Origin of the sequence: Flectobacillus sp. BAB-3569 (assembly GCF_002270355.1) — a bacterium.
GTDB classification, from domain to species: domain Bacteria; phylum Bacteroidota; class Bacteroidia; order Cytophagales; family Spirosomataceae; genus Flectobacillus; species Flectobacillus roseus.
The window spans coordinates 210,277-234,888 of sequence record NZ_NJFZ01000017.1 but is presented as its reverse complement, the minus strand read 5'-3'; the positions used below and the strand labels follow the sequence as shown (position 1 = coordinate 234,888).

The window sequence follows — 24,612 nt, the reverse complement described above, 5'->3', positions numbered from 1 at the left end:
TTTTTAGTTGAAGGCTAAGTGTTTGATAATTAGCTATTAATAATGGTATTGAGTGGTAAGTTGCGATAATTAGCTAAAATGATTTTTCAACATTATCGTTCTTGAGCCTGAAAACAACTAATTTTGCAAAAAATGATTTTAAGCAAAGATAAAATTTTTATCGAAAAATCAGGAATCTATTTAGTACAAAAAAATATTTAGTGTGAGGAATGACATTTGTCAGTCATTCTAGCCCTAAACATAACCATATAATTACCAATGACTTCCAGAGAAATTAGAAAACAGTTCTTGGACTTTTTTGCATCGAAAGGTCACTTAATTGTTCCTTCAGCTCCATTAGTAGCCAAAAATGACCCAACCTTGATGTTCAACAACTCGGGTATGGCTCAGTTCAAAGATTTTTTCTTAGGTAACGGAACTCCGCCCTCAAAGCGTATTGCAGATACCCAAAAATGTTTGAGAGTTTCAGGAAAACACAATGACCTCGAAGATGTAGGTTTTGATACCTATCACCACACTATGTTTGAGATGTTGGGTAACTGGTCATTTGGCGACTATTTCAAAAAAGAAGCCTTGGCTTGGTCTTGGGAGTTATTGACAGAAGTATACAAGTTGCCGAAAGACCGTATCTATGTTTCGGTATTTCAAGGTGACGAAAAAGATGGCGTACCATTCGATCAAGAAGCATGGGATATTTGGAAGGCTATCGTTGGAGAGGAACGTATCATTTTAGGAAATAAAAAAGATAATTTCTGGGAAATGGGCGAGACTGGTCCATGTGGTCCATGTTCAGAAATCCATATCGACTTGCGTGATGCTGATGAGGTTGCATCCAAATCTGGGAAAGAGTTGGTAAACGCAGATCATCCTCAGGTTGTTGAAATCTGGAACAACGTATTCATGCAGTTTGAGCGTATGGCTGATGGTTCGTTGGTGCCACTTCCATCGAAGCACGTAGATACAGGGATGGGCTTTGAGCGTTTGTGTATGGCTATCCAAGGCAAACAATCCAACTACGATACTGATGTTTTCCAAGGTACCATCAAACTTATCGCAGACAAAGCTGGTAAGGTATACGGTCAAGACAAGTGGACGGATATTTCACTTCGTGTTATTGCTGACCACATCCGTGCTATTGCCTTTGCGATTGCTGACGGTCAATTGCCTTCAAATAACAAAGCGGGCTATGTAATTCGTCGTATTTTGCGTCGTGCGGTGCGTTACGGTTATACTTATTTAGGTTTCCGTGAGCCGTTTTTACACTCAATTGTACCATTGTTGTCAGAGCAATTCGACGGTGTTTTCCCAGAATTGATTTCTCAACAAGATTTTGTGGCAAAAGTTATTTTAGAAGAAGAAAACTCTTTCTTGCGTACGCTTGAAAATGGTTTGAAATTATTAGATAAAATCACGGTTGATTTAAAAGCTAATAATCAAACAGTTATTAATGGCGAGCAAGTGTTTGAGTTGAATGATACCTTCGGTTTTCCTGTTGACTTGACAGCCCTTATCGCTCGTGAAAATGGTTTGTCAATCGACGAAGAAGGATACAAAGCTGCCCTTCAAGCACAAAAAGAGCGTTCACGAAAGGATGCTTCGACTTCTGCTGAGGACTGGGTGATTTTGCAAGAAGTTGACAAAATTGAATTCGTGGGTTATGACGAATTCGAAACGGTTTCTTCTGTAGTAAAATACCAAAAAGTTCAAAACAAACAAGGAACACAGTACAAAGTGGTGTTGGACAAAACGCCTTTCTATGCTGAATCAGGTGGTCAGGTTGGAGATAAAGGTACCATCAGTTTTGGAGGGGTTGCAATTGAAGTGGTGGATACCAAAAAAGAAAACGACCTTATCGTGCATTTTATCAGCGACAAGCGTTTTGAATCTTTGGTTTCTGACGAACCAGTAAAAGCAAGTATCGATTTAGCACGTAGAAAGTTGACTAACAACAACCACACTTCTACGCACTTGATGCAGGCTGCGCTTAAGCAAGTCTTGGGTAGTCATGTAAACCAAAAAGGTTCACTAGTAAATAACGAAATTTTACGTTTTGACTTCTCTCACTTCCAGAAAGTTACTGACGAAGAAATTGCTCAGGTTGAGGAGATTGTGAACCAAAAAATCCGTGAAAATATTCCTTTGGTAGAAGAACGCAACGTTCCTATCTCTGAAGCAACTTCACGTGGTGCTATGGCATTGTTTGGTGAAAAATACGGTGATTTCGTTCGTGTTATTACTTTTGATAAAAACTATTCGGTAGAACTTTGTGGAGGTACACACGTACCTGCAACAGGTAATATTGGTTTGTTTAAGATTGTCACTGAAACTTCGGTAGCAACGGGTGTTCGTCGTATTGAGGCGGTTACGTCAGAAAAAGCATTCGAAATTCTTCGTGAACAAGAGGCTATTCTTGACCAATTGAATCAATTGTTGAAAGCGCCAAAAGACCTAGTAAAAGCAGTAGCTTCATTGTTGGAAGAGAAAAATGCTTTAGCGAAGAAAATCGAGGTTTTTGAACAAGAAAAACTTCAAGCAACGAAAGAACGTTTGTTGAACAAAATCGTTTCTTACGGTAGCATCAACGCTATTACTGAGGTCGTAGAAGTTGGTTCGGCTGATGCCTTGAAACAATTGGCTTATGAATTAAAAGCAAAAGTGGGTGATTTGTATTGCGTTTTGGGTGCCGAAGTTGCTGGTAAACCTCAATTAGCAGTAATGATTGCGGATAATTTGGTAGCAGATAAAGGCTTAAACGCTGGACAAATCATTCGTGAATTGGCCAAAGAAGTGAAAGGTGGGGGCGGTGGCCAACCATTCTTTGCAACTGCGGGAGGTTCTGACGTGAGTGGTTTGGCAAACGCGATAGAAAAAAGTAAAACTTTTGTAAACGCATAAGCTTTTTAACAATATAAGTTCTCACACCCCTCAAGAGCCTTTCTTGAGGGGTGATTTTTTACATAAACAGGGAGAAAAGAATTGCATTTTTGTGTTTTGATTAAAATGATTTCTAAGTTCCCTGTTTTTCTTCATCAGTCAGTCTCAAACATGAGTTATAAAAAACATTCAATTCTTCCTGCTGCTTTGGTTGCTATAGAGCGAATGAATCAGTTAGGTCAATCACAAAAACCTTTCTTTTTTGTGATTGATTACCTGATGCAAAAGCCCTTGGTGATTCCTTTGGAGGAGGTTGCACAGCACCAAATATTCTACAAAATTGGAGATAAAACGAATTATCATTTTAAGCAAAAAACTTCCGAAAGCACTGAGGTAGTTTTTGAGAAATATCCAATAAGTTTTGAGGAATATCAACATTCATTTACACTTGTACAAAATCATTTGAAGCGAGGAGATAGTTTTCTTGTAAACCTCACTAAACCGACTCCTATTCGGGTAAATTTATCCTTGAGAGAGATATTTGAACGAAGTGAAGCCACTTATCAATTGTTATTCAAAAATCAATTTGTCTTATTTTCTCCCGAAACTTTTGTTCAGATTAAGTCTGGCATCATCTCCTCTCATCCGATGAAAGGGACTATCTCTGCTAATATTCCTGATGCTGAAAAAACTATTTTGGAGAACAAAAAGGAGTTGGCGGAACACGCTACGATTGTGGATTTAATCAGAAATGATATTAGTATTATAGCCGAAAAAGTATGGGTAGAGCGGTTTAGATATATCGATAGAGTTGCTACCAACGAAGGCAATTTGTTGCAAGTGAGTTCAGAAATTTGTGGAAAATTGCCAGAGAATTATGCGCAACAAATAGGTTCATTACTATTTAAAATGCTTCCTGCGGGCTCTATCACAGGGGCGCCCAAACCCCAAACTCTAGAGATTATCAAGGAGGCAGAAGGGTACGACAGAGGATATTACACAGGCGTTTTTGGGATATTTGATGGGCAAAATTTGGATAGTTCTGTCATGATACGCTTTATCGAGAATACCCCACAAGGAATGCTTTTTAAAAGCGGAGGAGGAATTACGGTTTCTGCCAATGCCGAATCTGAATACCAAGAATTAATAGATAAAGTCTATTTGTCAAAATAGCTTTTTGTTTCATAATCGTAACGGTACGACATGAGTCATGCCAAGTTGAGTGAGTTGTGATTGAGTGGATGAGTGATTATTTCAAAATATCTATTAAAAATAATCACTCATTCGTTCCATCACTCAAGCGCTCAATTAGAGTTTCTAAAAACGCCCAATCATCAAATCATCTTCCCCAATTGCTTGAGGCTTTCGAGGTTATGCACAGGAGCAAAGTGACTGATAAATGGCATTGCTGCCTGCATCCCTACGGTATTTGCTTGAAAGTTTGGATTGCCTGCAAGCGGGTTTAGCCACAAGATCTTATGTGCTTGTTTGTGAAGTGTTTCCATGGCTTCGCTCAATACTTCAGGGTTTCCTGTATCCCAACCGTCGGATAGAATGATGACCACTGTTTGATGGTTGACGTATCTTTTCCCAAATTCTCTATTAAACTGCATCAATGACTCTCCAATCTTGGTTCCGCCCGACCAGATATTGATTTTTTCTGAAAAATTAGCCTTTACTTCGTTGAAATGAGTAGTGTTTAGTTCGTTTGTAATACGTGCTATATGCGTGCTGAAGATAAAGGTTTCTATTTTTTGATATACTTTCTGAAAAGCAAACATAAACTGAATAAAGAAACTCGAGTACAAATCCATCGACTTGCTTACATCGCAAAGCAATACCAATTTTAAACGATTTTTTTAGGCTTTCTAAATGCCAATTCTATCAACTCTCCACCGCTGCGCATATTTTTTCGGATCGTTCTTGCAAAATGAAATTGTTTTCTTGCCCTAGTCGATTGTTCGCGACGTGCAACGGCTCTCGCCAGAGTTCGGGAGAGAGTTTGAATGCTTGTCATCATTTCAGCAATTTCATCAGCAGGGATATTGGCAAAGTTTTTTTGTCCTAAACTTTCATGTGGACTGTAAGAAGCCATTTGTTCTTCTTGCGTTTGTCGGTTGCCATTGAGCCAAGATTTTAGGGCATTAAAAGCTTGTTCCTCGCTTTTAACAGGGCGATTAGACTTGCTTTTCCCGTCTTTTATTTTTGAATCTAGTGCTTTTTCAAGCTCTTTCCAATAATCCTCAAATAGGCGATTGAACACTTCTAACTGTTGGACTTTTTTGACAAGTATAATCGCTAATGCTGTTTGAAAATCCAGCCTATTTTGGTAAGAAATATAGGAAAGAGCTTCCAAAGCTGTGGCTTCATCTTGTACACTTATAGAAAAACCATGTTCTCTGAGAAATCTACAAAAGGCTACTATATTTTCTGATAATGTGGTTTTTCTGTGTATCATCGCTGTGCAGCTTAAATAGTTTTATTAAAAATATCTTGGGTCAAATGCCAAATGTTGTTTTTCCATTGATACTATTTGTAATGCAAAATGTCCAAATTCTTCGGTGACCTTGCCTTTTAAGAGGTAGATACCAGCGCCTTGAAATGGATATTGTTTGAGTATTTTGGGAAATTGAACAGTATCAAAATACGCCCCATTTTCATCGATAAAATACCCAAAGGCCATACGTTCTTGTGTACTTGTTCTCGTAACTTAACGTTGACAAGATAACCTAAAATCGTAATGGTTTTGTGAAGATGTAGAGGGAAATCTTTAGCTCGTGTTGGTATTTCGATAGGATTTCTAAGCACTGAAAATGGAGGCTCAAGATAAAAACCTAATAGTTCGACCGTGTCGTAAATATCCTCGATATCATGATAATCCAAATGGGGTAGCTCTAGGGTTTCTTCTTTTACCTCAAAAAGATAGGCGCTTGACTGTCCTTTCTTTTTTCCTTGCGTATGACGATGATGAGCCTGCCAAAGCAGATTTTTTTTCTTTTTATCAAGAAATCTAAAAGCGCCTAAGCGAATCAAGATAATGATTTGTTCGAGTGAGATAGGAACTCGCCTGTAGAAATCTTCAAAGCTCTGAAAAGGCTTTATTCCTTGCTGTGCAAGCATCAGGTCAACAACTTTTTTCTCCAAACTTTTTACATGAATCCAACCTATCCAAATGGTTTTTTCTTCCAATCTGGTCATATATCCTGAATAATTGAGCGCAGGAGCTTCTATATGAGCACCATATCTTCGAGCTTCATGTAGGTAGAATTCGGTCTTATAAAAGCCTCCAAAATTATTAATAACCGCCACCATAAATTCGAGAGGATAATAGGTTTTGAGATACAAACTCTGATAACTTTCCACAGCATAGCTGGCAGAGTGGGCTTTGCTGAATGAGTAGCCCGAAAAACTTTCTATTTGGCGCCAAACTTCCTTAGTGATAGATTCATCATAACCTAAATTTTTGCAGTTTGTAAAAAAGGTATTTTCTATTTTAAGAAATTCTGATTTCGAACGAAACTTCCCAGACATTCCTCTCCGCAAAATATCAGCTTCGGCCAAACTCAATTCAGCAAAATAATGTGCAACCTTGATTACATCTTCTTGATACACCATAATTCCGAAGGTTTCACTTAGCAACTCCTTCATTTTGGGATGTATATAGTCAAATGAGTTTGGATTATGATATCGCTCAATATAGGCACGCATCATGCCCGAGCTTGCTACTCCAGGGCGAATGATAGAGCTGGCTGCCACTAATGTCAAGTAGTTGTCGCAGCGCAATTTCCAAATCAACTGACGCATCGCAGGCGATTCGATGTAGAAGCACCCCATAGTTTCATAATTGCGTAGTTGCTGCTTGAGGTTTTCATCTTGTTTAAACGCTTGAATGGCATGAATATCAATATCGATATTCCGTTGTTGTTTGACTATATCTACGCACTCTTTTATATGTCCCAAACCTCGTTGTGATAATATGTCGAATTTGGCAAAACCAATTTCTTCGGCGACATACATATCAAATTCGCAAATGGGAAAACCTTTCGGAACGGGGTTTAAGCTAGTGTAATAGTACAAAGGTTTATCCGAAATGAGAATGCCTCCTGCGTGTATGCTTAGGTAGTTGGGAAAGTCCTGTATTAGGTTGCCATATTTGATAATTAAATGCCCCCATTCGCCAAGTGAGTCGGCTGTTACATTGGCATAGTCGCTACCTTCGGGGTTGATTAAGGCGTCAATTTCATGTTTGGGAAGCCCAAATACTTTGGCTAATTCTCGGTAGGCAGAACGCTGCTTAAATGTAACATAGGTGGCAAGCAAGCATACATAATCCTCTCCATATTTTTCGAAAATATAGGAAATAATATCATTGCGTTCGTCCCATGAAAAATCTAAATCAAAGTCTGGTGGGCTTGTGCGATGTGGATTGATAAATCGCTCAAAATATAAGTCTAGTTCTATGGGGTCTACATCGGTTATTCCAATGCAATAGGCAACAATCGAATTAGCACCAGAACCACGTCCTACGTGAAAATATCCTTTACTTTTGGCAAATTGAATGATGTCATGAGCTAATAAAAAATAGGCGCTAAAATCGAGCTGAGAAATAACAATTAGTTCTTTACTAATTCTTTCTAATACCGCAGGATTATCGGTATATCGATATTTATAACCTGTTAAAGTTAAATTTTCTAATAGCCTAAGGTCATCGAATTTTGAGTTTGTAAAAAGAAGTTTATTTTTATTACTAGAAAAATTAAAGTTAAAATTACACTCCTCCAGTAAATAATTGGTATTACCAATTATGGCTGGAAAGTCTTTGAAAAAGGTATGTAAATAATCAGGAGTTAGAAAGGTTTCGTTAATATCAGCCTGACTATCAGGGTTTAATTTACTTAGCAATATATTCTTGTCGATAGCTCTTAGCAATCTGTGGATGTTGTAGCCAACTTTGTCGAAAAAGGTAACGGGCTGTAAAATCACCATTTGTTTCATCCTATCAGGATATTGCCATAGCTTATTTACTTCACTGATACCAACACCAATCCATTCATGGGGTTTGGCTAAATGCTTCTTTTTAAAGGGATAAATTGTAAAAACATCTCTAAACTTTGGGGCAGTTTCGGGAAAAGGTAAATGCTGAAGTTTGTGCTTGCTAAGGAAGCGATTAATTTCAGCAAAACCATCGTGATTCTTTGCTAGACAAACAAATAACAACTCGTCGTCGTTTCTAAATTCAACTCCAACAATGGGTTTAATATCATTTTTCTGACATTCTTTTACAAAGTCAAAAACCCCTGAAGTCAGATTAATGTCAGTAATTGCCAACTGTTTTACCCCCAGTGATACAGCTTTTTCTACCAATTGCGGAATAGCAATAGTGCCATAGCGTAGGCTATAATATGTATGACAGTTGAGATACATACTGCAGTTGACAAAATTAGTTTTCTAGCTTGAATTACTTTTTTTTAAAAATACATATAAATTGCAAATCAGGCTTTCAAAGGTTAGTCTCTATTTTTCACTCTTTTCAAAAAAATGTATGAAAAACAAAATTCAATTACTTGTATCTCTTTTTGTTGTATTACTGTCGGCGTTTGGAGCGATTGCCCAAACCAAAAAGGTTCCTTACCGCATTGGCGATAATTACTTTATTAATAATACCGTAACTGAGGATCAACTTGCCAATCCTATCATTACAGATGCAATGAAGTTTTCAGAAATATTTGGAATGGCAACGGTTATGGGACCCAAAGGCGCTCCAACAAACATTGATTTTAAGAAGGAGTTCGTGATTGCTATTTTTCAAAAAGCTTCTGATATTGACTTGAACTACAAAACAATAAGTTTGACAAAAACAGCACCTAAAAAATTGCTCTTAACTTATGAAGAAAAATGGGGCAAAAAGCTCACTTTTACGATGCGTCCATTTTTGTTGCTGATAGTGAATAAGAAACATTTGGGAGATTTGAAGTTGAAGGTAATAAAGAAGTAAGTTTTGAGGAAAACTCATTTTAAAAGCTAACAATTGTCATTATTTCTAGCTATTTCAGAGGGTAATTTTGAATCAAAAGGTTCATAATTACCCTTTTTGATTTTCTGATATAAACTCACGAGTTATGACACGTTCTAATACAATTAATTGGGGTGGCGCAATTGTACTGTCCTTTGTAGTTTTTGCTGGATTTATAGGCACAATGGTTTACCGAATGATTTCACAAAGAGTTGACCTTGTGGCAGATAATTATTATCAACAAGAAGAAGTATATCAAAAACAGATAGAAAGAATACAACATACTTCACTATTAAAGCAAAAATCATCAATGACTTATTCAGTTCCAGATCAAATCATTCGAATCGCCTTGCCGACATCGGTCAAAAAAGGGGAGGTGACTTTTTTCAGACCATCTGATAAAAATCTCGATTTTTCGGTGCCTGTTTTAGCCCAAAGTAATTCGTTGGTGACCATTCCTACAACGAATCTCAAAAAAGGACTTTGGAAAATCCAAACGACATGGACGGATGGTCGTGAGGAATATTATTTAGAAGACGAGGTCGTAATAAAGTAAGGTAATTGCTGTTGGCTGATTAGTGCGAAGGTAGTAGAATACGAATAGCCAATGTATTGCATTTGCCATATATTGAAAGTTATATATATTAAATATGGGAGTAATTGCTCAAAATAAAATTTGATCAATATTTTACATTCACAATTCACAACCCATAATTCATCACTCCTAATTCATCACTCACACGCATGTTGTCATCAACTTTATTTTCGGTCGCATTAATTACAGGCTTTGTGGGAAGTTTGCATTGTGTCGGTATGTGCGGCCCAATTGCTGTTGCTTTACCTATAGGGGGAATGAGTCCGCTCAAGGCATTTATGGCACGAATGAGTTATCATGTCGGAAGGTTATCTGCCTACATGAGTTTAGGATATGTTTTTGGGTATTTTGGTTGGGGTGTTCGCTGGGCAGGTATGCAACAGTGGTTATCCATAGCGATAGGTTTGATGATGTTGACCTTAGTGTTTTTCCAGCATAATTTGGGTATATCAGCAATGCAGGGTTTGTGGGGGAAATTGAAAAAAACGGCCTCAAAAGTAATTCAGCAGAAATCGTTGGTAGGTTTTGGAACGTTAGGGTTGCTAAATGGCTATCTGCCTTGTGGAATATTGTATATTGCCTTGGCTGGTGCTGCGGCAACATCTACGCCATTTCAAGGTAGTCTTTATATGTTAATGTACGGACTAGGCACAGTTCCCGCCTTACTTTTGGTGAGTTATTTACCACATTTGCTGAAAGGGACTTTTCGGTTAAAATTTCAGAAAATTGTTCCTATTTATACCTTTGTGCTTGCCATATTTTTTGTGGTGCGAGGATTAAATCTGGGTATTCCATATCTGAGCCCACATTTTGACAAAAATCCTGATTCGAAAGAAATACCCATTTGCCACGGGCAAAGTATGAATAAATAATAAAGAGATTCAGTGGCGTGTAACCCTTTAATATTACACAACCACTAAATCTCTTTATTTTAGAAAAATCAATAAGTATCTATTTCCGAAATCAAAAAAACAAATCAGCAATCGTTCGACTAATTTACTGAAGCAAACGCCTCTTGAATTCGCTTTATTCCTTCCTCTAAAGTGGCTCTTGTACAGCCAAAATTTACTCTAAAGAATCCTTGTCCCTTAAAAACAGGTCCATCTACTACACGGATACCATGTTTGAGTAGGTGCTCTGCTAAATTCTCAATGCCTGTTTCTCTTGCATCTACCCAAGCTAAGTAGGTAGCTTCTAACTTGTTCATTTTTAAGCCCGGAATGGCATTCATGGCGGTGTGCAAAATATCATGATTGGTTTTTAGATACTTGACAAGTTCTTTACGCCATGGCTCACAATCTTTGTACGCAGCATAAGCTGCACGAATACCAAAGCGATTGAGTTCTGGAAAAACACCTGCTTTGGCAAAAATAAACTTATCTCTTAGTTCTTTGTTAGGAATAATCGCTACCGAACAACCCAAGCCTGCAATATTGAAGGTCTTACTTGGTGCCATCAAAGTAATGGTCATTTGTGCAGCCTCAGGACTCAAACTGGCTGTCGGAGTATGACGAAGATTTTCATCCAAAATTAAGTCACAGTGAATTTCATCAGAACAAATCACGACGTTGTGTCTTTGGCATATTTCTACCAATTTGGTAAGTTCTGCTGGCGTAAATACTGTACCTCCTGGGTTATATGGATTACAAAGCATAAAGACCTTTGTTCTAGGAGTCATCGCTTTTTCGATAGCCTCAAAGTCCATAACCCAGCGTTCGCCTTCGAGTAGCAATGGGACGGTGACTAATTTTCTATCTGCCCAATTTGGTGCCAAATGAAACGGACCATATACAGGAATTGTTGTCATGACTTCATCCCCCGATTGTCCCACCGCTTTATAGCTTGTCGTGATGCCCGGCACTAAGCCCGGAATCCACACTTGCCATTCTTCTTGAATCTCCCAATCGTAGAGGTCTTTCATACGTTGAGTAAACAAGCTTTTTAACTCTTTTGGTACAAAAGAATAACCCATTACTCCGTGTTCTGCCACCTCAAGCATCGCCTGAATGATAGGCTCTGGACAACGGAAGTCCATGTCTGCCACAGGCATAGGAATCACATTTTCGGGGTCGTTATTAAAATCCCATTTGGTAGAGTCAGTGTTGTGTCGGTTGATGATTTCGTCAAAATTGAACATAATAGTCTTTGGATTGTTAAGGTAATGGGCAAAATAAAAATAATTTTACCCGCTTTAAGCTCTAGGCTATATGCAATAGTTAAAAGTATTTCTCAAGAAGTAATTTAGACTTTTTTGCCTAATGCCTAAAGCTTATACCTTCAGTTTTTAAATGAGTAACAAAGATAAAAAACTGGTTTAGACTATCTTGATTTTATTTTGAAAACACTGTAATCTAAGCTTGGGAAGTTGATTGTTTTTTAGCAGAAAATAAAAAAGAAAGCAATGTGGCAAAACCCATCATACAAGTGATAATTAAGAAAGCTAACTGATAGGAGTGAGTTTTATCGAAGATGAATCCTGTAAAAATCGGTCCACAAAATGCGCCAGCAGACTCAAACATATTGATAGTGCCATTGATTTTTCCTGCCGATTTTAAGCCAAATGTTCTAATTGTTAATACATTATACATCGAATAGATACCGCCCCAACTCAACGCCATTCCTGCGGTGGCCCAGTAAACTAGGTCTTTTTCCATGGTGGTAAATCCTAGCACCGAAACGGTCATCAACGTACAACAAAGCGTAAAAACGCGGTAAGTATTAAAATAATCTGATACAGAAGTGATCAGGAGTTTTCCTCCGAAGGCTACCCCAAAGTATAAGGTCAAGGCAAAAGTGGCATCTTTGGCGGTAAAACCTAAATCAGTAATATGCAAGAACAGATTGGCGACCACTCCTAACAAACCGTAAAAAGTAAGAAAGCCACAAAGGCATATCAGCCAAAAAGTGGGTGTTTGTAAGGCTTGCTCAAAGCTTAAACCTTCGGCTAAAGGTTCTGCTAAATTGCCTCCAGCGGAATCAGATGCGTCTTCACTACCAAATGCTTTAAGATTGAGTTCGGAAGGGGAACTTTTGATAAATAGAAAAATAAAAGCAAATAATATGAGGGGAAAAATGGCCAAATGTTGGAAGGTACTTCTCCAGCCCCACAGTTCTAACCAATGATGAATAAGGTTTGGAAATACAAAACTGCCCAGACTCGTTCCTGCCAAGGTAATACCAAGCGCCAAGCCTTTGTGTTTATGAAACCAACTAGAAACCAGAATAATCGCCGACACAGACCCCGAAAGAGTGTATGCAACACCAAATAAAAAGTGAATAAAATAAGCTTCGAATTTCGTATGAATCAGACTGTAAGAATATAATGCTATACTTAGGATTAAACTTCCTACCAATAGTAATCTTCTTACCCGAAATTTATCTATCAATAACCCTGAAAAAAATATCAAAGCGAAGGCCGTGGCATTGGGTATCGAATCTCTCAATTTTAACTCCGAACGCGACCATTGAAATTCATCCAACAACACTCTATCGAATACTGAAATGGTAGTTGATGTAAGACCATTGATTACTACCAAAATCAACAAACCTGCAAAACAAATGAGGAAAGGGTAATATCGTTGAATCCACCAATGCTGTAAAAGATGTTTCATGGGCACAAATTGAGCATGTTGAAATTTATTGTATATACATTAAATACAAAAAATGGTATCTTCAAGTTCCTGAAATGCCGATTGCTCGATTTATTTAATACAGAACCTTCAAAATCTTGAGAATCGGATATATTTTCTTAGTTTTGCATAAAACTACCCTACTTATTTTGAGCACTTCTAGCTGTTTGTTATCGTCAAAACACAAACACCGTGTTCGTATTTGTGTGGGAGCTGTTTGCGACGTTTGATAAAATACTTCTCTCGACCTTAGAAATTCGTTATCCAACCTTACTAAGCCGTTTTTAAGTAGTGCATCACAGACTCCATTAAGTACTAGTTTATGATTAAATCTAAGATTGCCTTAACTGCTGCTATTTTCTTTTCAATAATAGGTTCTGCATCTGCGCAGTACCTCGATAACTCTTTCAATAAAGCTCCCGATAACTGGTTTAATTTGGATTTTCAGCAAGATGGTGTGCTGGGAATAAGTACAGAGCGTGCCTACCGTGAAATTCTCAATAAAAAGAAATCTAAAACCGTTATAGTTGCTATTATCGATTCTGGGGTAGATACTAATCACGAGGATTTGAAAGACAATATTTGGGTCAATCCCAACGAGATTCCTAATAACGGAATAGATGATGACCACAATGGATTTGTCGATGATGTAAATGGATGGGATTTTTGGGAAATGCTAAAGGTCAGGATCTTGAACGTGAGAATATGGAGCTCACGCGTGAGTATGTGCGCTTAAAAGCAAAGTATGGGAGTTTTCGAGATAGAGATATTGCAGGTCTTTCGTCCAAACAAAAAGCGGAATATGATATTTACAAAAAAGTAAAACTTAAATACGACGATAAAATAAAAGAACTTAATGAGCAGGGTGCATTTGTCATAAAGCTCTACAATAAGTTTGTGGAGGCCAAAAAAATTATTTTGGATTATACCGCTTCAGATCAAGTAGGAAATGCTGAACTAACCAGAATTGGCGTTACAGCGCCAGAAGAGGTGAAGGCAGCCAAAAGAATGTACGAGGTACTCGCTAAGGTTGGACAAGACGAGGCATCACTCAAGGAAGGTTTTGATTATTATGATGCACAAATGAAGTTTGGCGTCAATATGAATTATAATGCTCGTCAAGAAATTATTGGTGATGATGTAAATAATATTGCTGATAGAAATTACGGAAACAACGAAGTAAAAGGCCCTGATGCTCGTCATGGTACACACGTGGCAGGAATTATTGCCGCCAACCGTCGTAATGCCTTGGGCATTTTGGGGGTTGCAAGCGATGTGAAATTGATGATTTTGCGTGCTATACCTGAAGGCGATGAGCGAGACAAAGACGTTGCTAATGCTATTAGATATGCGGTGGACAATGGCGCCAAAATTATCAATATGAGTTTTGGAAAGCCCTTTTCTCCCCAAAAATCCGCTGTGGACGAGGCTGTACGTTATGCAGAATCAAAAGATGTTTTATTGATTCATGCGGCGGGTAACGAAAATGAAAATATAGATATAAATGATAATTTTCCTTCAAAAAGATATTTGGATGGAAAAATTGCAGAAAACTGGATTGAAGTAGGAGCTACTAGCTGGCTTCAACCGCCAAGTGCTATCGCAGAGTTTTCTAATTATGGAGGAAAAACCGTAGATGTCTTTGCACCAGGTGTTGATCTCAAATCGACAGTGGTAGGTTCTAAATATGAAGATTTGAGTGGTACGAGTATGGCTGCGCCAGTGGTAACTGGTTTGGCCGCCGTGATTAAGAGTTATTATCCTGAACTTTCTTCAAAACAAATCAAGAAAGTAATCCTACAATCGGCAACAAAAATGCCTCATACCAAAGTAACTCAGCCCGGTACAAGCGATTTGGTTGAGTTTAGTAAACTATCCATTACCGGTGGCGTAGTAAACGCTTATAATGCTATTCGTTTGCTGGAAGATGGTCATCAGCCTTAGAATGAGCTTTAGCTAAATCACACGTTTTTTAAGGGATAAAAGGGCAATTACTGGAATTTTTTCGAATAATATCGTAAATTTCCATCAAAAGTATTTATCTCAAGGAAACGGCTTATTCGTGCAGAAAGGAAAAAATCATGTCGATTGTAAGTAACAATATCAAATATCTTCGTAGACTCAACGGTCTTACTCAGGAGCAATTTGCTCGTCGAATAGGAATTAAGCGTTCTTTATTGGGTGCTTACGAGGAGGCTCGTGCCAATCCAAATTTGGAAAATCTCAAAATGATTGCTCAGGTATTTGGTACTTCGGTTGATGCTCTCATCAAGACCGATATTCGCAAAATTAGAGATACGCCAGGTATTGCTGGTATGTCGTCGGGTGCTACAAATCCCTACAAAACGGCTGCTCCTCCCAATGACTCTGAGCCAAGTTCGATTGGTGCACTTATTGCCAACACCTTTCCGACAAGTACTTCCTCCGTTAATCCTATTCAGAGTTTTTATCAAGGTAGTCCTACGGTACCGCCCACCGAGTCTCAGGTTGTTATTCCATCATTGCCGATTCAACAGGTAGTCGAAAAATATTATCGTACTGAAAACCAAGTAAATTTGGTTTCACAGAGAGTTGTTCCGAAAAAATATCACTCAGTAGAAGGGGACAAGCAGTTTGTCAATTCTATTGCCCCATCTGTTTCAATACCTGTTCCACGAACAAACACCCATCCAGAGTCGCCCAAATCACCTACTTTGGCTGGAGCTATTCGACTGGTTACCAAACAGGCTGGAAAAGATTATGCTGCGAATTGTCAACGACAGGAGTTTATTGGGGCGCTACCTAGTATGCTTTTGCCTAATATACACTCAAATAATTGCCGTGCATTTGAGTCAGGAGATGATTTTGTGTTGGACAACTCGATTATTATCGGAAGTCAAATCAAAGATTGGTCAGACATAAAGGACGGTCAGCATTACATCATTGTTTCTTCTCAAAACGGTATTTTATACCGACGTGTCTACAGTCAGGCAAAAATTAAAGGAACTTTATTGTTGAGTTCAGACAAAGCTAATATTTCGAGTAAAGAAGTGAGCCTGAAAGATATTCAAGAAATTTGGGAGTGCTTGGCTTTTGTCAGTTACCAAATGCCTGAACCACAACCTTCCTTAGAACGTATAAAGGATTTAGTTGAGGATTTGAAAACTGAATTAGGAAGAATTTAGAACAAAGTAAGGATATAAAGATTTTTCAAAAAAATCGAAAATAGCTCGGCCAAACGGTTGGGCTATTTTTATATCATTTTGAGTGTTTTTAATAAATGCAAAGCCTCACTAGTGTCTTGCATTTTTAATTTTTGAAGAATATTCTGACGATGTTTATACACTGTGGTCAGCGCAATATTTAAAAGCTCCGAGATTTCCTCACTTTGTAGCCCTTTACCCATAAATCTAGCTATTTCAAGTTCTCGTGTGGTAAGGAGTTGAAGCTCCGTACAAACATTGGTAAGCTGATCTATCTCGATAAGCATTTCCTTTGAAGAGCCAGTCAAAAAGAGATGTTGTTTGCCATCTCTTTTGACATTGCTTATATTGGAAATACATGAGAGAAAATATTGTACTTTGCTATTTTTATCGAGTGTTAAAATGCTATTTTCCTGACATATTCGCCTGATATGACCATCGTTACCTACGAGTTCATAATCATAAATTGCTCTGAAATCATGAAGTTGATTTTCGGGAATACTCGTAAGATAGGTATTCATATGCTTCATGAGCAAACACAAACCTGTGAAGCTTGACGAAACCAAATGGGAAAGAAAATTCTCTGGACCCATTTTTTTGAGAAGTTCATTTGACCATCCGCAAACTTTTTGTAATTCCCCCAATAGTAAGCCGTACTCATTGCTATCTGGACTCCAAATGACTAGTCCCAGTTGTTGAATTTTGAGTACCTCATTAAGCAATGCATTATTCAAATTAAAATAACTTCCCTTCGAGGCTTCAGAACTCTCCAGAGTGGGTTGCCAAAAACTATTAATTTGCGTGGTATTTAGGGTAAAGGTTGTACTTTTCATGGTGTGAAAGTTGTATATATCGATAGTTGGTATCGATATATGCAAATATACCTCGCAACCTTATCAGTAAAAATACCACATTTGCGGTATAATTTATCTTAAATACGGATTCATTTGGTTTATGACTTAGGTCTAAATTCTTTCATGACCTCCTGATTACATACCAAAAAAGGACCCTCTATCAAATCTATGCAATAAGGAACTGCGGGGAATACGGCATCTAAGCATTGGCGGATAGCCTTTGGTTTGCCAGGTAAGTTGATAATGAGCGATTTACCTCTGATTCCAGCTGTTTGTCTGGAAAGAATAGCCGTAGGAACATATTTTAGACTTTCAGTACGCATTAGTTCGCCAAAACCCGGCATCATTTTTTCACAAACAGCCTCGGTTGCCTCTGGAGTTACATCTCTTTTGGCAGGTCCTGTACCGCCAGTCGTTACAATTAAGCAACAACCTTCAGTATCTGACATATATTTTAACGTTTCTGAAATAAGGTCTTGTTCGTCAGGAATGACCTTGTAAACAGTTTCAAATTCAGAAACCAGATATTCTTTTAATGTTTCGACAACGGCTTTTCCTGGAATATCTTCATAAATACCTGCACTTGCACGGTCTGAAACATTGATTACGCCAATTTTGATTGGTTCCATGAGTATAAAGTAATGTTTTAAAAGATAATGTATGGTTATTGAAGCTGGCTTATGTATTTTTGATGCATACAATTTCCTTTACATTCAACAACCAGAAATATGTTATATCTGCAATCAAAGTTACCAGATGGCTTGGAAAAAATCATGACATTTGTGTTTTTCGGTCTGATTCTTTTAGGTTTATATTTTGCAATGAAAAAGTTTAATAAGAATCATTAGACGATATGTCTTGAGTTTTAAATTTTGTAAGAAGCTGCAAGCATGCTCTGAAATAGCCTATCAAACTAAAAAGTCCTCCGTCCAATTATTTGAACGGAGGACTTTTTATTATTGCTTTTTGATACCATCCCAACAAGTAAAAAAGGCTAGCTCTAGGTCTGAGCTTGTCAGTTGGAATTCTCCTGATAGCTGTAATTTGATCAGAGAGCCAACGCTTCCCATCACGAACGAAATCATAATTTTGGGAGGGATATCTCTAACTGCTTGCGTAAAAACTGCTTTTCGTAAAAAGTCGTATATAGGCTGTTCTAGTTTAGTTAAATCTGTTTTAGGAATTTGTTGTAAAAAAGGAGAGTTAGAAAACTGCTCCAAGAAGTAAAATTCTTTAGGGTTTTTGGTAAAGTAATGAAAATTTTGAAGGTAAAACGCCCGAATCCTATCCCTGTAATTTTTGGAAGCATCATCGTTTTTGAGTAGTTGGGTGGTCGTTCTTTCTTTCAAACTTACGTACAACGCACAAATTAATTCATCTTTACTCTTAAAATAGTGGTAAATGGTCCCTGCTGCTACATTGGCCTGCTTGGCCACTTCAGACATAGGGGAGCTATGAAAACCATGCTTAGATATTAGCTCAAGGGTTGCGTTCAAAATAGCTTCTTTTTTATCAAATTCTTTGGTAATGTTTGTCATTGTTACTGAGTTCGCGCTTATTTTTCAAAATGTCCCACAAATGTTAATTTCTGTCTTAAATTGGCGTAGTGCTGGTTTGAAAGAATCAACTATTTGTAAAACAGTTGATTAATAGACATTTGTTGAGCGAGAGAAGACCCAAACTAGGCTTTGGCTCATCCAACAAAGTAAGTTATATATACAATGGATTCGAATTATTCTTTCTAAATTGGCTACTTTCGCCTTAATGACTGTTAATTTTACAATAAGTTTCAAAATATTTAGTCTTATGAAAAAACTCCTACTACTATTTTCATTCCTTTGTCTTGCGAGTTCTGGTTTTGGTCAAAAAATCTTAACAGGTCGTATTTTAGACGGAGATACCCAACAACCAATTCAAGGGGTAAATATTACCGTTAAAGGTGGTACCGAACGTGCGACACTTTCGGATATCAAAGGAAAATTCAGCCTTCGTACCGAAAATAGTTCAAACATTTTGGTGGTTGAAATCGAGGACTATGAGCCATTAAAAATTAAGTTAAATACAAATTCTCAAAATTTAACAATTTTATTGACATCATCGAACGAAGATTCAAACGGTTTACGCTCTGTAGGCTTCCATAATTCAAAAATGTTGCCAAAACGTAAAGATTTGCCTACTTTTTATGCCAAAGTGATGGACTAATTTTGAAAAAAATATTAATTGATTTAAGTTTTTTACAGGAATGAACAAATTCTATCGTGGGTGGTGGGTTTTATTGGGTTTGTCTTTGATGTATATCGGTTCAAACGGATTTGGTATTTATACATTACCGCTGTTTTACCCAAGTATCTCTCAGGAACTAGCCCTTACCAAAGGTGTCATTACACAGGCTCCGAGTAACATGTATCTGGTATTGGCCTTTTGTTCGCCTTTTTGTGGGTGGTTATTGGATAGATTTGCTCCTAGAATTATACTCGGTGTCGCAGCCAGTATAATGTCTGTATTATTTGTATCATTGGCCTTCATTAATACTTTTGAACAGTTAAAATGGTACTACGTGTTCTTTGGAGTAGCGTTAAGTCTAGGAGGAGTAATTCCGAGTGTATATTTGATTAGTCGCTGGTTCGATAAACATAGAGGTATTGCCTTAGGGTTGTTTTTGAATGCTTCTAGTTTTGGTGCCACCATATTGAGCAAACCTGCGGGCTACTTTTTAGCCTCTGGAGGGTGGCGTACCGCAGTGACGTATGTGGGTATTCCTGTGGTTGGCATTATTATTTTGGCACAGTTGCTCTTAAAAAATCGTCCTGAGGAAGAGGAATTTCAGGGTGAAGTAATGCCTCAGAAAAATTCTACTAAGGATTTTACCTTATCTCAAGCACTGCGCCAACCAACATTTTATACCTTACTGATTGCTACTGGAGCATTGTGGTTTTGCATAAATGGTATTTTATTCAATAAGGATTTATTTTTATCCGACCTTCAACTAACACCATCGCAAACGGCAAGTTTCGCTTCGTCATTTTTCTTTTGTAGTATCATTGGAAAAATCGTATTTGGATTTGTCAGTGACAAAATTCGGAAAAATGATGCAATGCTTGGGTCGATTGTCGTGTTGGGCTTGGGCATATTGCTTTTAAAAACTTGTTTGACGCATGTTTCATGGCTGACCATGGCAGCCATTGTGTTGGGCGTAGGCTACTCGGGAGCTTTTACGATGATACAACTTCTCATTGCTGAGCACTATGCTGGCAAATCGTATGGCCTAATTTTAGGGGTCTTTACGATGATTGACACATTGGCTGGAAGCATTGGCATCAGAACTATCGGACAGCTTCGTGCGTCTACGGATTCGTACAATACTTCTTTTGAAGTCATGTTAGCTTTGTGTATTATCGCTGTAGGGTTGGTTGTTTTTTCGAGAAAAAAGAAAGTTTAATTTCATAGATTTTCTCAAGAGGAAAATCTAAATAGTTAATTTTGTCAGAAGACTGTGACGAAGCAACCGCTTAGTTTTGTCCAGAAGCCCAATTTTTAGCATAGTAATTTTATGGAAATAAGAAACCCCAGAACTGGCAAATTTGATTTTTCGATTCAACCTGTAGATGCAAACGGTGTGCGTTCAAGGACGATTTCATTGAGGGCTTCTCAACCCGGTTGGATGGCCAAAGGAATCGAACAGCGAGTAAGGGTACTTCAACAATGGCATACATTAATTGAAGATTATTCTACGGATTTACTGGAATCCTTAATAGATGATACCGGTCGAAAGACTGAATCTGAAAAAGAGCTCAATTATGTGCTTCGTGCCATTGATAGTTGGTGTGAGATTGCCAAGAAGATTCTGCGCGAGCCAGAGAGTTTGTCTACTTCTATTCCTGTGCTAAAACTCCAAAATCACTATGAGCCTTTTCCTTTGGTGGGCGTCATTAGTGGTTGGTGCTTCCCTTTTGCACATCTAATGAAAGAAATCATACCTGCTTTATTGGCAGGTAGTGCCGTAATTGCTAAGCCAAGTTGTGTAACTCCAAGATTTGTCAGAACGCTTAATCACACTATTCATCGTACCAGAGGACTCAGAGAAGTACTTTCTCTTGTAGAAGGTACAGACGATATTTTGGAGCCATTGTGTTCCAATGCAGATTTTGTTTGTTATAATGGTACGGCTGCCGAAGCAAGACAAGTGTCTGATATTGCGCATAAACTATTCAAGCCCTCCTCTATCCAACATGGTTTGAAAAATACGGTTATTGTTACCGAAACAGCCGATTTAGAAAATGCCTCCTCTGCCATTTTACTAGGTGGTTTTTGGAACGCAGGACAATCTTCTTCGTCAATTGAAAGAGTGTATGTTCACCGTAATGTCTATCATTTATTTTTATCAAGATTAGTCGGAAAAGCTAACCTTATACGTTTGGCATACCCAACTACTGAATCTGGACAAATCGGTCCTATCATTGCTGAACCACAAATCAATATCATTAACGGTCAACTGTGGGAAGCCCTCGAAAATGGTGCAAAATTATTGACAGGTATAGGACAATGTGAAAAATGGGAGGGAGGCTATTACTGTCGACCAACCATCATTACCAATGTAAAGCCAAGCATGAAAATTCTGAATGAAGAAACGCTTGCGCCTATTTTGCCAGTGATGTCTTACCAAGATACAGAAGAAATTTGCGAGTGGGTAAATGGAATCACACAGGCACACTCGGGGGCTATTTTCTCTAAAACAGCCAATGAAGCAATCGCATTGGGTGATAAACTTTCAATCCCCTATTTGTCGATTAATGATATTGCGTTAGAGGAGGTTTTGCAAGTAGGGCAACATCCACAAATGACACCAGAAACTTTAGAATTTGAAGGCACCTTTTCGAATTATAAAAAATTCTTTAGAAAGAAAACGTTTATTATCAATACCCACAAACCTTTTGGTACGGGTTGGATTAAATCATAGGAAATGGCGTAAGTGGAATAGCTTACGCCATTTTTGTTTAAAAATGTTTATTTTCAACGATTTAATGAAATTCTAAGGAATTCTTCATGAGTTGTTGAGGCTTGTTGAGTTGTTTTGTAAAACATAATTATTCAAAAAATAACATTGTATGCAACTCAAACTGATTACCAAAATGACGAAAGCTGCACCACAAAGAACACCTTTTCGTGTAATTGTGTTGAGTGCCTTTCTGCTTTTATCTGTTATTGTCAATATTTTCTTTATTCTATCAAGTAATCCATGTTCGCAACAATTAGTGCATGATAAAGTATTGAACGATTCTATTATTTCCCAGAAAAGTCGACTTCAGGAGCATTTTAATGTATCCATTCAGAATTCACAGGAAGCAACCTCTCATTAATATCCTACAATTTTTATTCAACAAAACTAACGTATAATGACCACATTGATGATTCTCATTTTTGTGATTGGCTATTTAGCAATTACACTCGAACACAATATCCATATTAATAAAACTGCTACGGCCTTGCTTACAGGTGTTTTGTGCTGGGCTGTTTATGCCCTCAATGCTTCCGATGTTCATATCGTGTCAGAACAATTGTCGCATCACCTTGGCGATATTGCCGAAATTGTTTTTTTCCTGTTAGGAGCCATGACCATCGTTGAACTCGTAGATGCTCATGATGGCTTCGCAATTATTACCCAAAAAATTAAAACTCAAGATGTCAAAACTTTAATGTGGCTTGTCGCACTTCTAACATTTTTTATGTCAGCAGTTTTGGATAATTTAACAACTGCAATCGTGATGGTTTCATTGTTGAGAAAAATCTTGGTATCGAGTGAAACCCGAAAAATAATGGTTGGTTTAGTTGTAATAGCAGCTAATGCAGGTGGAGCATGGTCTCCATTAGGCGATGTCACAACCACCATGCTTTGGATTGGGAAGCAAGTTTCGGCTATGGGGGTAATTACCCAATTATTACTTCCAAGTATGGTGTCGCTTATAGTTCCATTGATATATCTTCATTTTACTTTAAAGCCAAAAGGAAATGTGTTTTCTGCCAAACTTGAAAACACGATGGCCTTGCCTAATGCCGAACGAAATTTGATGTTTGCAGTAGGTTTGGGCGCGTTGTTGTTTGTTCCAGTATTCAAAACGGTAACGCACTTACCTCCTTACATGGGTATGCTCATGGGTTTAGGAGCTGTTTGGTTGGTATCTGAGTTAATTCACAAGGATAAAGATGAAGAAACGAAGTCGAAGTATTCGGCAGTACATGCATTAAGAAAAATAGATACCCCTAGTATTTTATTTTTTCTGGGTATTTTGGTAGCAATTGCTGCTTTGGAAAGTACCGAGCAACTCCATCATTTTGCAGAGTGGATGAATCATACTTTGGGTAATCAAGATTTGATTGTATTCATTATTGGTATTGCTTCGGCTGTTATTGATAACGTTCCTCTTGTAGCTGCCTCTATGGGTATGTACGACCTTCAGGCATTTCCAACCGACTCCAAACTTTGGGAATTTATGGCTTATTGTGCAGGAACAGGAGGTAGTATGCTGATTATTGGTTCGGCGGCTGGTGTGGCAGTAATGGGTATGGAAAAAATCGACTTCATGTGGTATTTCAAAAAATATCCTTTGTTGCCTTGTTGGGTTATGTAGCAGGTGCTGCTGTTTATTTGGCGCTGTACTCATTTACTCACTAAGCAGAAAAAGTGTGATTTGAACGAAAAAATTGATAACAAAATGTTAATTCTTGTAAAGTGTGGTACTTTTAACACGAATATTTTTTAAATTTTGGTGTTTTTTCGGATTCAGTACCAAAAAATCGGCAAATTGAGGTTATCACAATACATTATTGTAAATTTGTAGAACCTTATTTTATTTATTTGGTTTGCTAAGGTTAGGGATTCGAATTGGACGTATTCCCTTTTTTCAACTATAATCCAGTATTAAACGCATAACTCTAAGTGATTATGAATAATTCTATAAAATATCTTTCAATCGGTGCTATTGCTTTGGCACTCACATCTTGTACCGAATCGAAACAATTAGTTGCTTTGCAACAACAAGCTGCTCAATTAGAAAATACTTTGAAGAAGGAAAGAGAAGAAAATGTAGAACTTAGTAGTTTTCGCTTTAGTCTTGAGAGTCAGTTTAAAAAGAAAACAGAAGATTACGTTAAATGTCAAGAAGATGGTAAAGAAACCATGGAAAGCTTGTCGGAACGCTACAATCGTTTGTTGACTGACTATAACCAACTTTCAGCTAGTTATGAGGTTTTGGACAAGTCAAACAGAGAACAAGTTGAAGCTACCAAGGCTCGTATTTCGGAATTAGAGTCTCAGTACAAATCAGCAGCTAGCAAAAAAATTGTAACTAAATCTAAAAGAAAAAGAAGAAGATAGATTTTCTTTACGTTTATAGATGTTTTAACGCCCTCCTGTATAGCTTACAGGAGGGCGTTTTTTTTCTTAAAATCTTCTAATTTTTTTTAATAG

22 protein-coding genes are annotated in these 24,612 nt (G+C 37.7%); 14 read left to right on the top strand and 8 right to left on the bottom strand.

Annotated elements, in window-relative coordinates:
* Positions 1-258: 258 nt before the first annotated feature.
* Positions 259-2,895 (top strand): alanine--tRNA ligase, encoded by a 2,637-nt coding sequence (gene alaS / locus BWI92_RS17010; protein WP_095164625.1) that lies wholly within the window; start codon positions 259-261, stop codon positions 2,893-2,895.
* 150 nt (positions 2,896-3,045) lie between these two features.
* Positions 3,046-4,047 carry an aminodeoxychorismate synthase component I gene (locus BWI92_RS17005; RefSeq protein ID WP_095164623.1) on the top strand — a complete coding sequence of 334 codons (1,002 nt, stop codon included), beginning with the start codon at positions 3,046-3,048 and terminating at the stop codon, positions 4,045-4,047.
* Between the two features lie 161 nt (positions 4,048-4,208).
* Here the strand turns inward: BWI92_RS17005 and BWI92_RS28285 are convergent, their stop codons facing one another.
* The 3 genes from BWI92_RS28285 to BWI92_RS16995 form a co-directional block, all read right to left on the bottom strand.
* On the bottom strand, positions 4,209-4,688 hold the full coding sequence (locus tag BWI92_RS28285; protein WP_255406777.1) for a VWA domain-containing protein: 480 nt from the start codon (positions 4,686-4,688) through the stop codon (positions 4,209-4,211).
* A 32-nt stretch (positions 4,689-4,720) separates the two neighbouring features.
* Positions 4,721-5,332: a VWA domain-containing protein gene (locus BWI92_RS28510; protein WP_255406776.1), complete on the bottom strand. Its 612-nt coding sequence runs from the start codon at positions 5,330-5,332 to the stop codon at positions 4,721-4,723.
* 116 nt (positions 5,333-5,448) lie between these two features.
* The gene (locus tag BWI92_RS16995; RefSeq protein ID WP_310588922.1) at positions 5,449-8,298 is read right to left on the bottom strand and encodes a DNA polymerase III subunit alpha; all 2,850 of its coding nucleotides are present in this window, start codon (positions 8,296-8,298) and stop codon (positions 5,449-5,451) included.
* 118 nt (positions 8,299-8,416) lie between these two features.
* Here BWI92_RS16995 and BWI92_RS16990 point away from each other — a divergent pair, with 118 nt between their 5' ends.
* The 3 genes from BWI92_RS16990 to BWI92_RS16980 all read left to right on the top strand — a co-directional run bounded on the left by BWI92_RS16990 (position 8,417) and on the right by BWI92_RS16980 (position 10,354).
* The gene (locus tag BWI92_RS16990) at positions 8,417-8,869 is read left to right on the top strand and encodes a hypothetical protein (RefSeq protein ID WP_095164621.1); all 453 of its coding nucleotides are present in this window, start codon (positions 8,417-8,419) and stop codon (positions 8,867-8,869) included.
* 124 nt (positions 8,870-8,993) lie between these two features.
* Entirely contained in the window at positions 8,994-9,443 is a 450-nt protein-coding gene (locus BWI92_RS16985) for a FixH family protein (protein ID WP_205749709.1), read from the top strand.
* Positions 9,444-9,631: 188 nt separating this feature from the next.
* Entirely contained in the window at positions 9,632-10,354 is a 723-nt protein-coding gene (locus tag BWI92_RS16980) for a sulfite exporter TauE/SafE family protein (RefSeq protein ID WP_095164618.1), read from the top strand.
* 119 nt (positions 10,355-10,473) lie between these two features.
* On the opposite strand, the gene BWI92_RS16975 is transcribed toward BWI92_RS16980, so the two are convergent.
* On the bottom strand, positions 10,474-11,619 hold the full coding sequence (locus BWI92_RS16975; RefSeq protein WP_176464463.1) for a MalY/PatB family protein: 1,146 nt from the start codon (positions 11,617-11,619) through the stop codon (positions 10,474-10,476).
* A gap of 214 nt (positions 11,620-11,833) precedes the next feature.
* Positions 11,834-13,093 (bottom strand): nitrate/nitrite transporter, encoded by a 1,260-nt coding sequence (locus BWI92_RS16970; protein ID WP_095164614.1) that lies wholly within the window; start codon positions 13,091-13,093, stop codon positions 11,834-11,836.
* A gap of 340 nt (positions 13,094-13,433) precedes the next feature.
* Between BWI92_RS16970 and BWI92_RS27765 the strand changes: the two genes are divergently transcribed.
* The 3 genes from BWI92_RS27765 (at position 13,434) to BWI92_RS16960 (ending at position 16,275) form a co-directional block, all read left to right on the top strand.
* Positions 13,434-13,847: a S8 family serine peptidase gene (locus tag BWI92_RS27765; protein ID WP_217903429.1), complete on the top strand. Its 414-nt coding sequence runs from the start codon at positions 13,434-13,436 to the stop codon at positions 13,845-13,847.
* On the top strand, positions 13,817-15,055 hold the full coding sequence (locus tag BWI92_RS16965; protein WP_217903428.1) for a S8 family serine peptidase: 1,239 nt from the start codon (positions 13,817-13,819) through the stop codon (positions 15,053-15,055). The genes BWI92_RS27765 and BWI92_RS16965 overlap by 31 nt, the downstream gene beginning before the upstream one ends.
* A gap of 137 nt (positions 15,056-15,192) precedes the next feature.
* Positions 15,193-16,275 carry a helix-turn-helix transcriptional regulator gene (locus BWI92_RS16960; protein WP_095164612.1) on the top strand — a complete coding sequence of 361 codons (1,083 nt, stop codon included), beginning with the start codon at positions 15,193-15,195 and terminating at the stop codon, positions 16,273-16,275.
* 68 nt (positions 16,276-16,343) lie between these two features.
* On the opposite strand, the gene BWI92_RS16955 is transcribed toward BWI92_RS16960, so the two are convergent.
* From BWI92_RS16955 to BWI92_RS16945, 3 genes are all read right to left on the bottom strand, one after another.
* Positions 16,344-17,126 (bottom strand): response regulator transcription factor, encoded by a 783-nt coding sequence (locus tag BWI92_RS16955; protein ID WP_095164610.1) that lies wholly within the window; start codon positions 17,124-17,126, stop codon positions 16,344-16,346.
* A 119-nt stretch (positions 17,127-17,245) separates the two neighbouring features.
* Positions 17,246-17,776: a molybdopterin adenylyltransferase gene (gene mog, locus BWI92_RS16950; RefSeq protein ID WP_095164608.1), complete on the bottom strand. Its 531-nt coding sequence runs from the start codon at positions 17,774-17,776 to the stop codon at positions 17,246-17,248.
* 327 nt (positions 17,777-18,103) lie between these two features.
* Positions 18,104-18,685, bottom strand: coding sequence for a TetR/AcrR family transcriptional regulator (locus BWI92_RS16945; RefSeq protein WP_095164606.1), 582 nt, complete (start codon positions 18,683-18,685; stop codon positions 18,104-18,106).
* A gap of 268 nt (positions 18,686-18,953) precedes the next feature.
* Here BWI92_RS16945 and BWI92_RS16940 point away from each other — a divergent pair, with 268 nt between their 5' ends.
* The 6 genes from BWI92_RS16940 to BWI92_RS16915 all read left to right on the top strand — a co-directional run bounded on the left by BWI92_RS16940 (position 18,954) and on the right by BWI92_RS16915 (position 24,519).
* Positions 18,954-19,349 carry a carboxypeptidase-like regulatory domain-containing protein gene (locus BWI92_RS16940; RefSeq protein ID WP_176464462.1) on the top strand — a complete coding sequence of 132 codons (396 nt, stop codon included), beginning with the start codon at positions 18,954-18,956 and terminating at the stop codon, positions 19,347-19,349.
* A 40-nt stretch (positions 19,350-19,389) separates the two neighbouring features.
* Complete coding sequence (locus tag BWI92_RS16935) at positions 19,390-20,586, top strand: MFS transporter (protein WP_095164602.1); 1,197 nt, start codon at positions 19,390-19,392, stop codon at positions 20,584-20,586.
* A 111-nt stretch (positions 20,587-20,697) separates the two neighbouring features.
* Complete coding sequence (locus BWI92_RS16930) at positions 20,698-22,104, top strand: aldehyde dehydrogenase family protein (RefSeq protein ID WP_095164600.1); 1,407 nt, start codon at positions 20,698-20,700, stop codon at positions 22,102-22,104.
* Positions 22,105-22,252: 148 nt separating this feature from the next.
* A complete protein-coding gene (locus BWI92_RS16925; RefSeq protein ID WP_095164598.1) occupies positions 22,253-22,504 on the top strand; it encodes a hypothetical protein in 252 nt (83 codons plus the stop codon).
* Between the two features lie 36 nt (positions 22,505-22,540).
* Positions 22,541-23,773, top strand: coding sequence for a sodium:proton antiporter NhaD (nhaD, locus tag BWI92_RS16920; RefSeq protein ID WP_310588921.1), 1,233 nt, complete (start codon positions 22,541-22,543; stop codon positions 23,771-23,773).
* 314 nt (positions 23,774-24,087) lie between these two features.
* Positions 24,088-24,519 (top strand): hypothetical protein, encoded by a 432-nt coding sequence (locus BWI92_RS16915; protein WP_095164597.1) that lies wholly within the window; start codon positions 24,088-24,090, stop codon positions 24,517-24,519.
* Positions 24,520-24,612: the final 93 nt, after the last annotated feature.

Excerpts from the sequence above, each read along its gene's own strand:
- BWI92_RS16985 (WP_205749709.1), top strand. The coding sequence starts at position 8,994 with ATGACACGTTCTAATACAATTAATTGGGGTGGCGCAATTGTACTGTCC.
- BWI92_RS16940 (WP_176464462.1), top strand. The coding sequence starts at position 18,954 with ATGAAAAAACTCCTACTACTATTTTCATTCCTTTGTCTTGCGAGTTCT.
- BWI92_RS16970 (WP_095164614.1), bottom strand. The coding sequence starts at position 13,093 with ATGAAACATCTTTTACAGCATTGGTGGATTCAACGATATTACCCTTTC.
- BWI92_RS28285 (WP_255406777.1), bottom strand. The coding sequence starts at position 4,688 with ATGGATTTGTACTCGAGTTTCTTTATTCAGTTTATGTTTGCTTTTCAG.
- BWI92_RS16925 (WP_095164598.1), top strand. The coding sequence starts at position 22,253 with ATGCAACTCAAACTGATTACCAAAATGACGAAAGCTGCACCACAAAGA.
- BWI92_RS16975 (WP_176464463.1), bottom strand. The coding sequence starts at position 11,619 with ATGTTCAATTTTGACGAAATCATCAACCGACACAACACTGACTCTACC.
- BWI92_RS17005 (WP_095164623.1), top strand. The coding sequence starts at position 3,046 with ATGAGTTATAAAAAACATTCAATTCTTCCTGCTGCTTTGGTTGCTATA.
- BWI92_RS16980 (WP_095164618.1), top strand. The coding sequence starts at position 9,632 with ATGTTGTCATCAACTTTATTTTCGGTCGCATTAATTACAGGCTTTGTG.
- BWI92_RS16945 (WP_095164606.1), bottom strand. The coding sequence starts at position 18,685 with ATGACAAACATTACCAAAGAATTTGATAAAAAAGAAGCTATTTTGAAC.
- BWI92_RS16965 (WP_217903428.1), top strand. The coding sequence starts at position 13,817 with ATGGAGCTCACGCGTGAGTATGTGCGCTTAAAAGCAAAGTATGGGAGT.
- BWI92_RS27765 (WP_217903429.1), top strand. The coding sequence starts at position 13,434 with ATGATTAAATCTAAGATTGCCTTAACTGCTGCTATTTTCTTTTCAATA.
- BWI92_RS16995 (WP_310588922.1), bottom strand. The coding sequence starts at position 8,298 with ATGTATCTCAACTGTCATACATATTATAGCCTACGCTATGGCACTATT.
- BWI92_RS28510 (WP_255406776.1), bottom strand. The coding sequence starts at position 5,332 with ATGATACACAGAAAAACCACATTATCAGAAAATATAGTAGCCTTTTGT.
- BWI92_RS16915 (WP_095164597.1), top strand. The coding sequence starts at position 24,088 with ATGAATAATTCTATAAAATATCTTTCAATCGGTGCTATTGCTTTGGCA.
- BWI92_RS16935 (WP_095164602.1), top strand. The coding sequence starts at position 19,390 with ATGAACAAATTCTATCGTGGGTGGTGGGTTTTATTGGGTTTGTCTTTG.
- nhaD (WP_310588921.1), top strand. The coding sequence starts at position 22,541 with ATGACCACATTGATGATTCTCATTTTTGTGATTGGCTATTTAGCAATT.
- mog (WP_095164608.1), bottom strand. The coding sequence starts at position 17,776 with ATGGAACCAATCAAAATTGGCGTAATCAATGTTTCAGACCGTGCAAGT.
- BWI92_RS16955 (WP_095164610.1), bottom strand. The coding sequence starts at position 17,126 with ATGAAAAGTACAACCTTTACCCTAAATACCACGCAAATTAATAGTTTT.
- BWI92_RS16990 (WP_095164621.1), top strand. The coding sequence starts at position 8,417 with ATGAAAAACAAAATTCAATTACTTGTATCTCTTTTTGTTGTATTACTG.
- BWI92_RS16960 (WP_095164612.1), top strand. The coding sequence starts at position 15,193 with ATGTCGATTGTAAGTAACAATATCAAATATCTTCGTAGACTCAACGGT.
- BWI92_RS16930 (WP_095164600.1), top strand. The coding sequence starts at position 20,698 with ATGGAAATAAGAAACCCCAGAACTGGCAAATTTGATTTTTCGATTCAA.
- alaS (WP_095164625.1), top strand. The coding sequence starts at position 259 with ATGACTTCCAGAGAAATTAGAAAACAGTTCTTGGACTTTTTTGCATCG.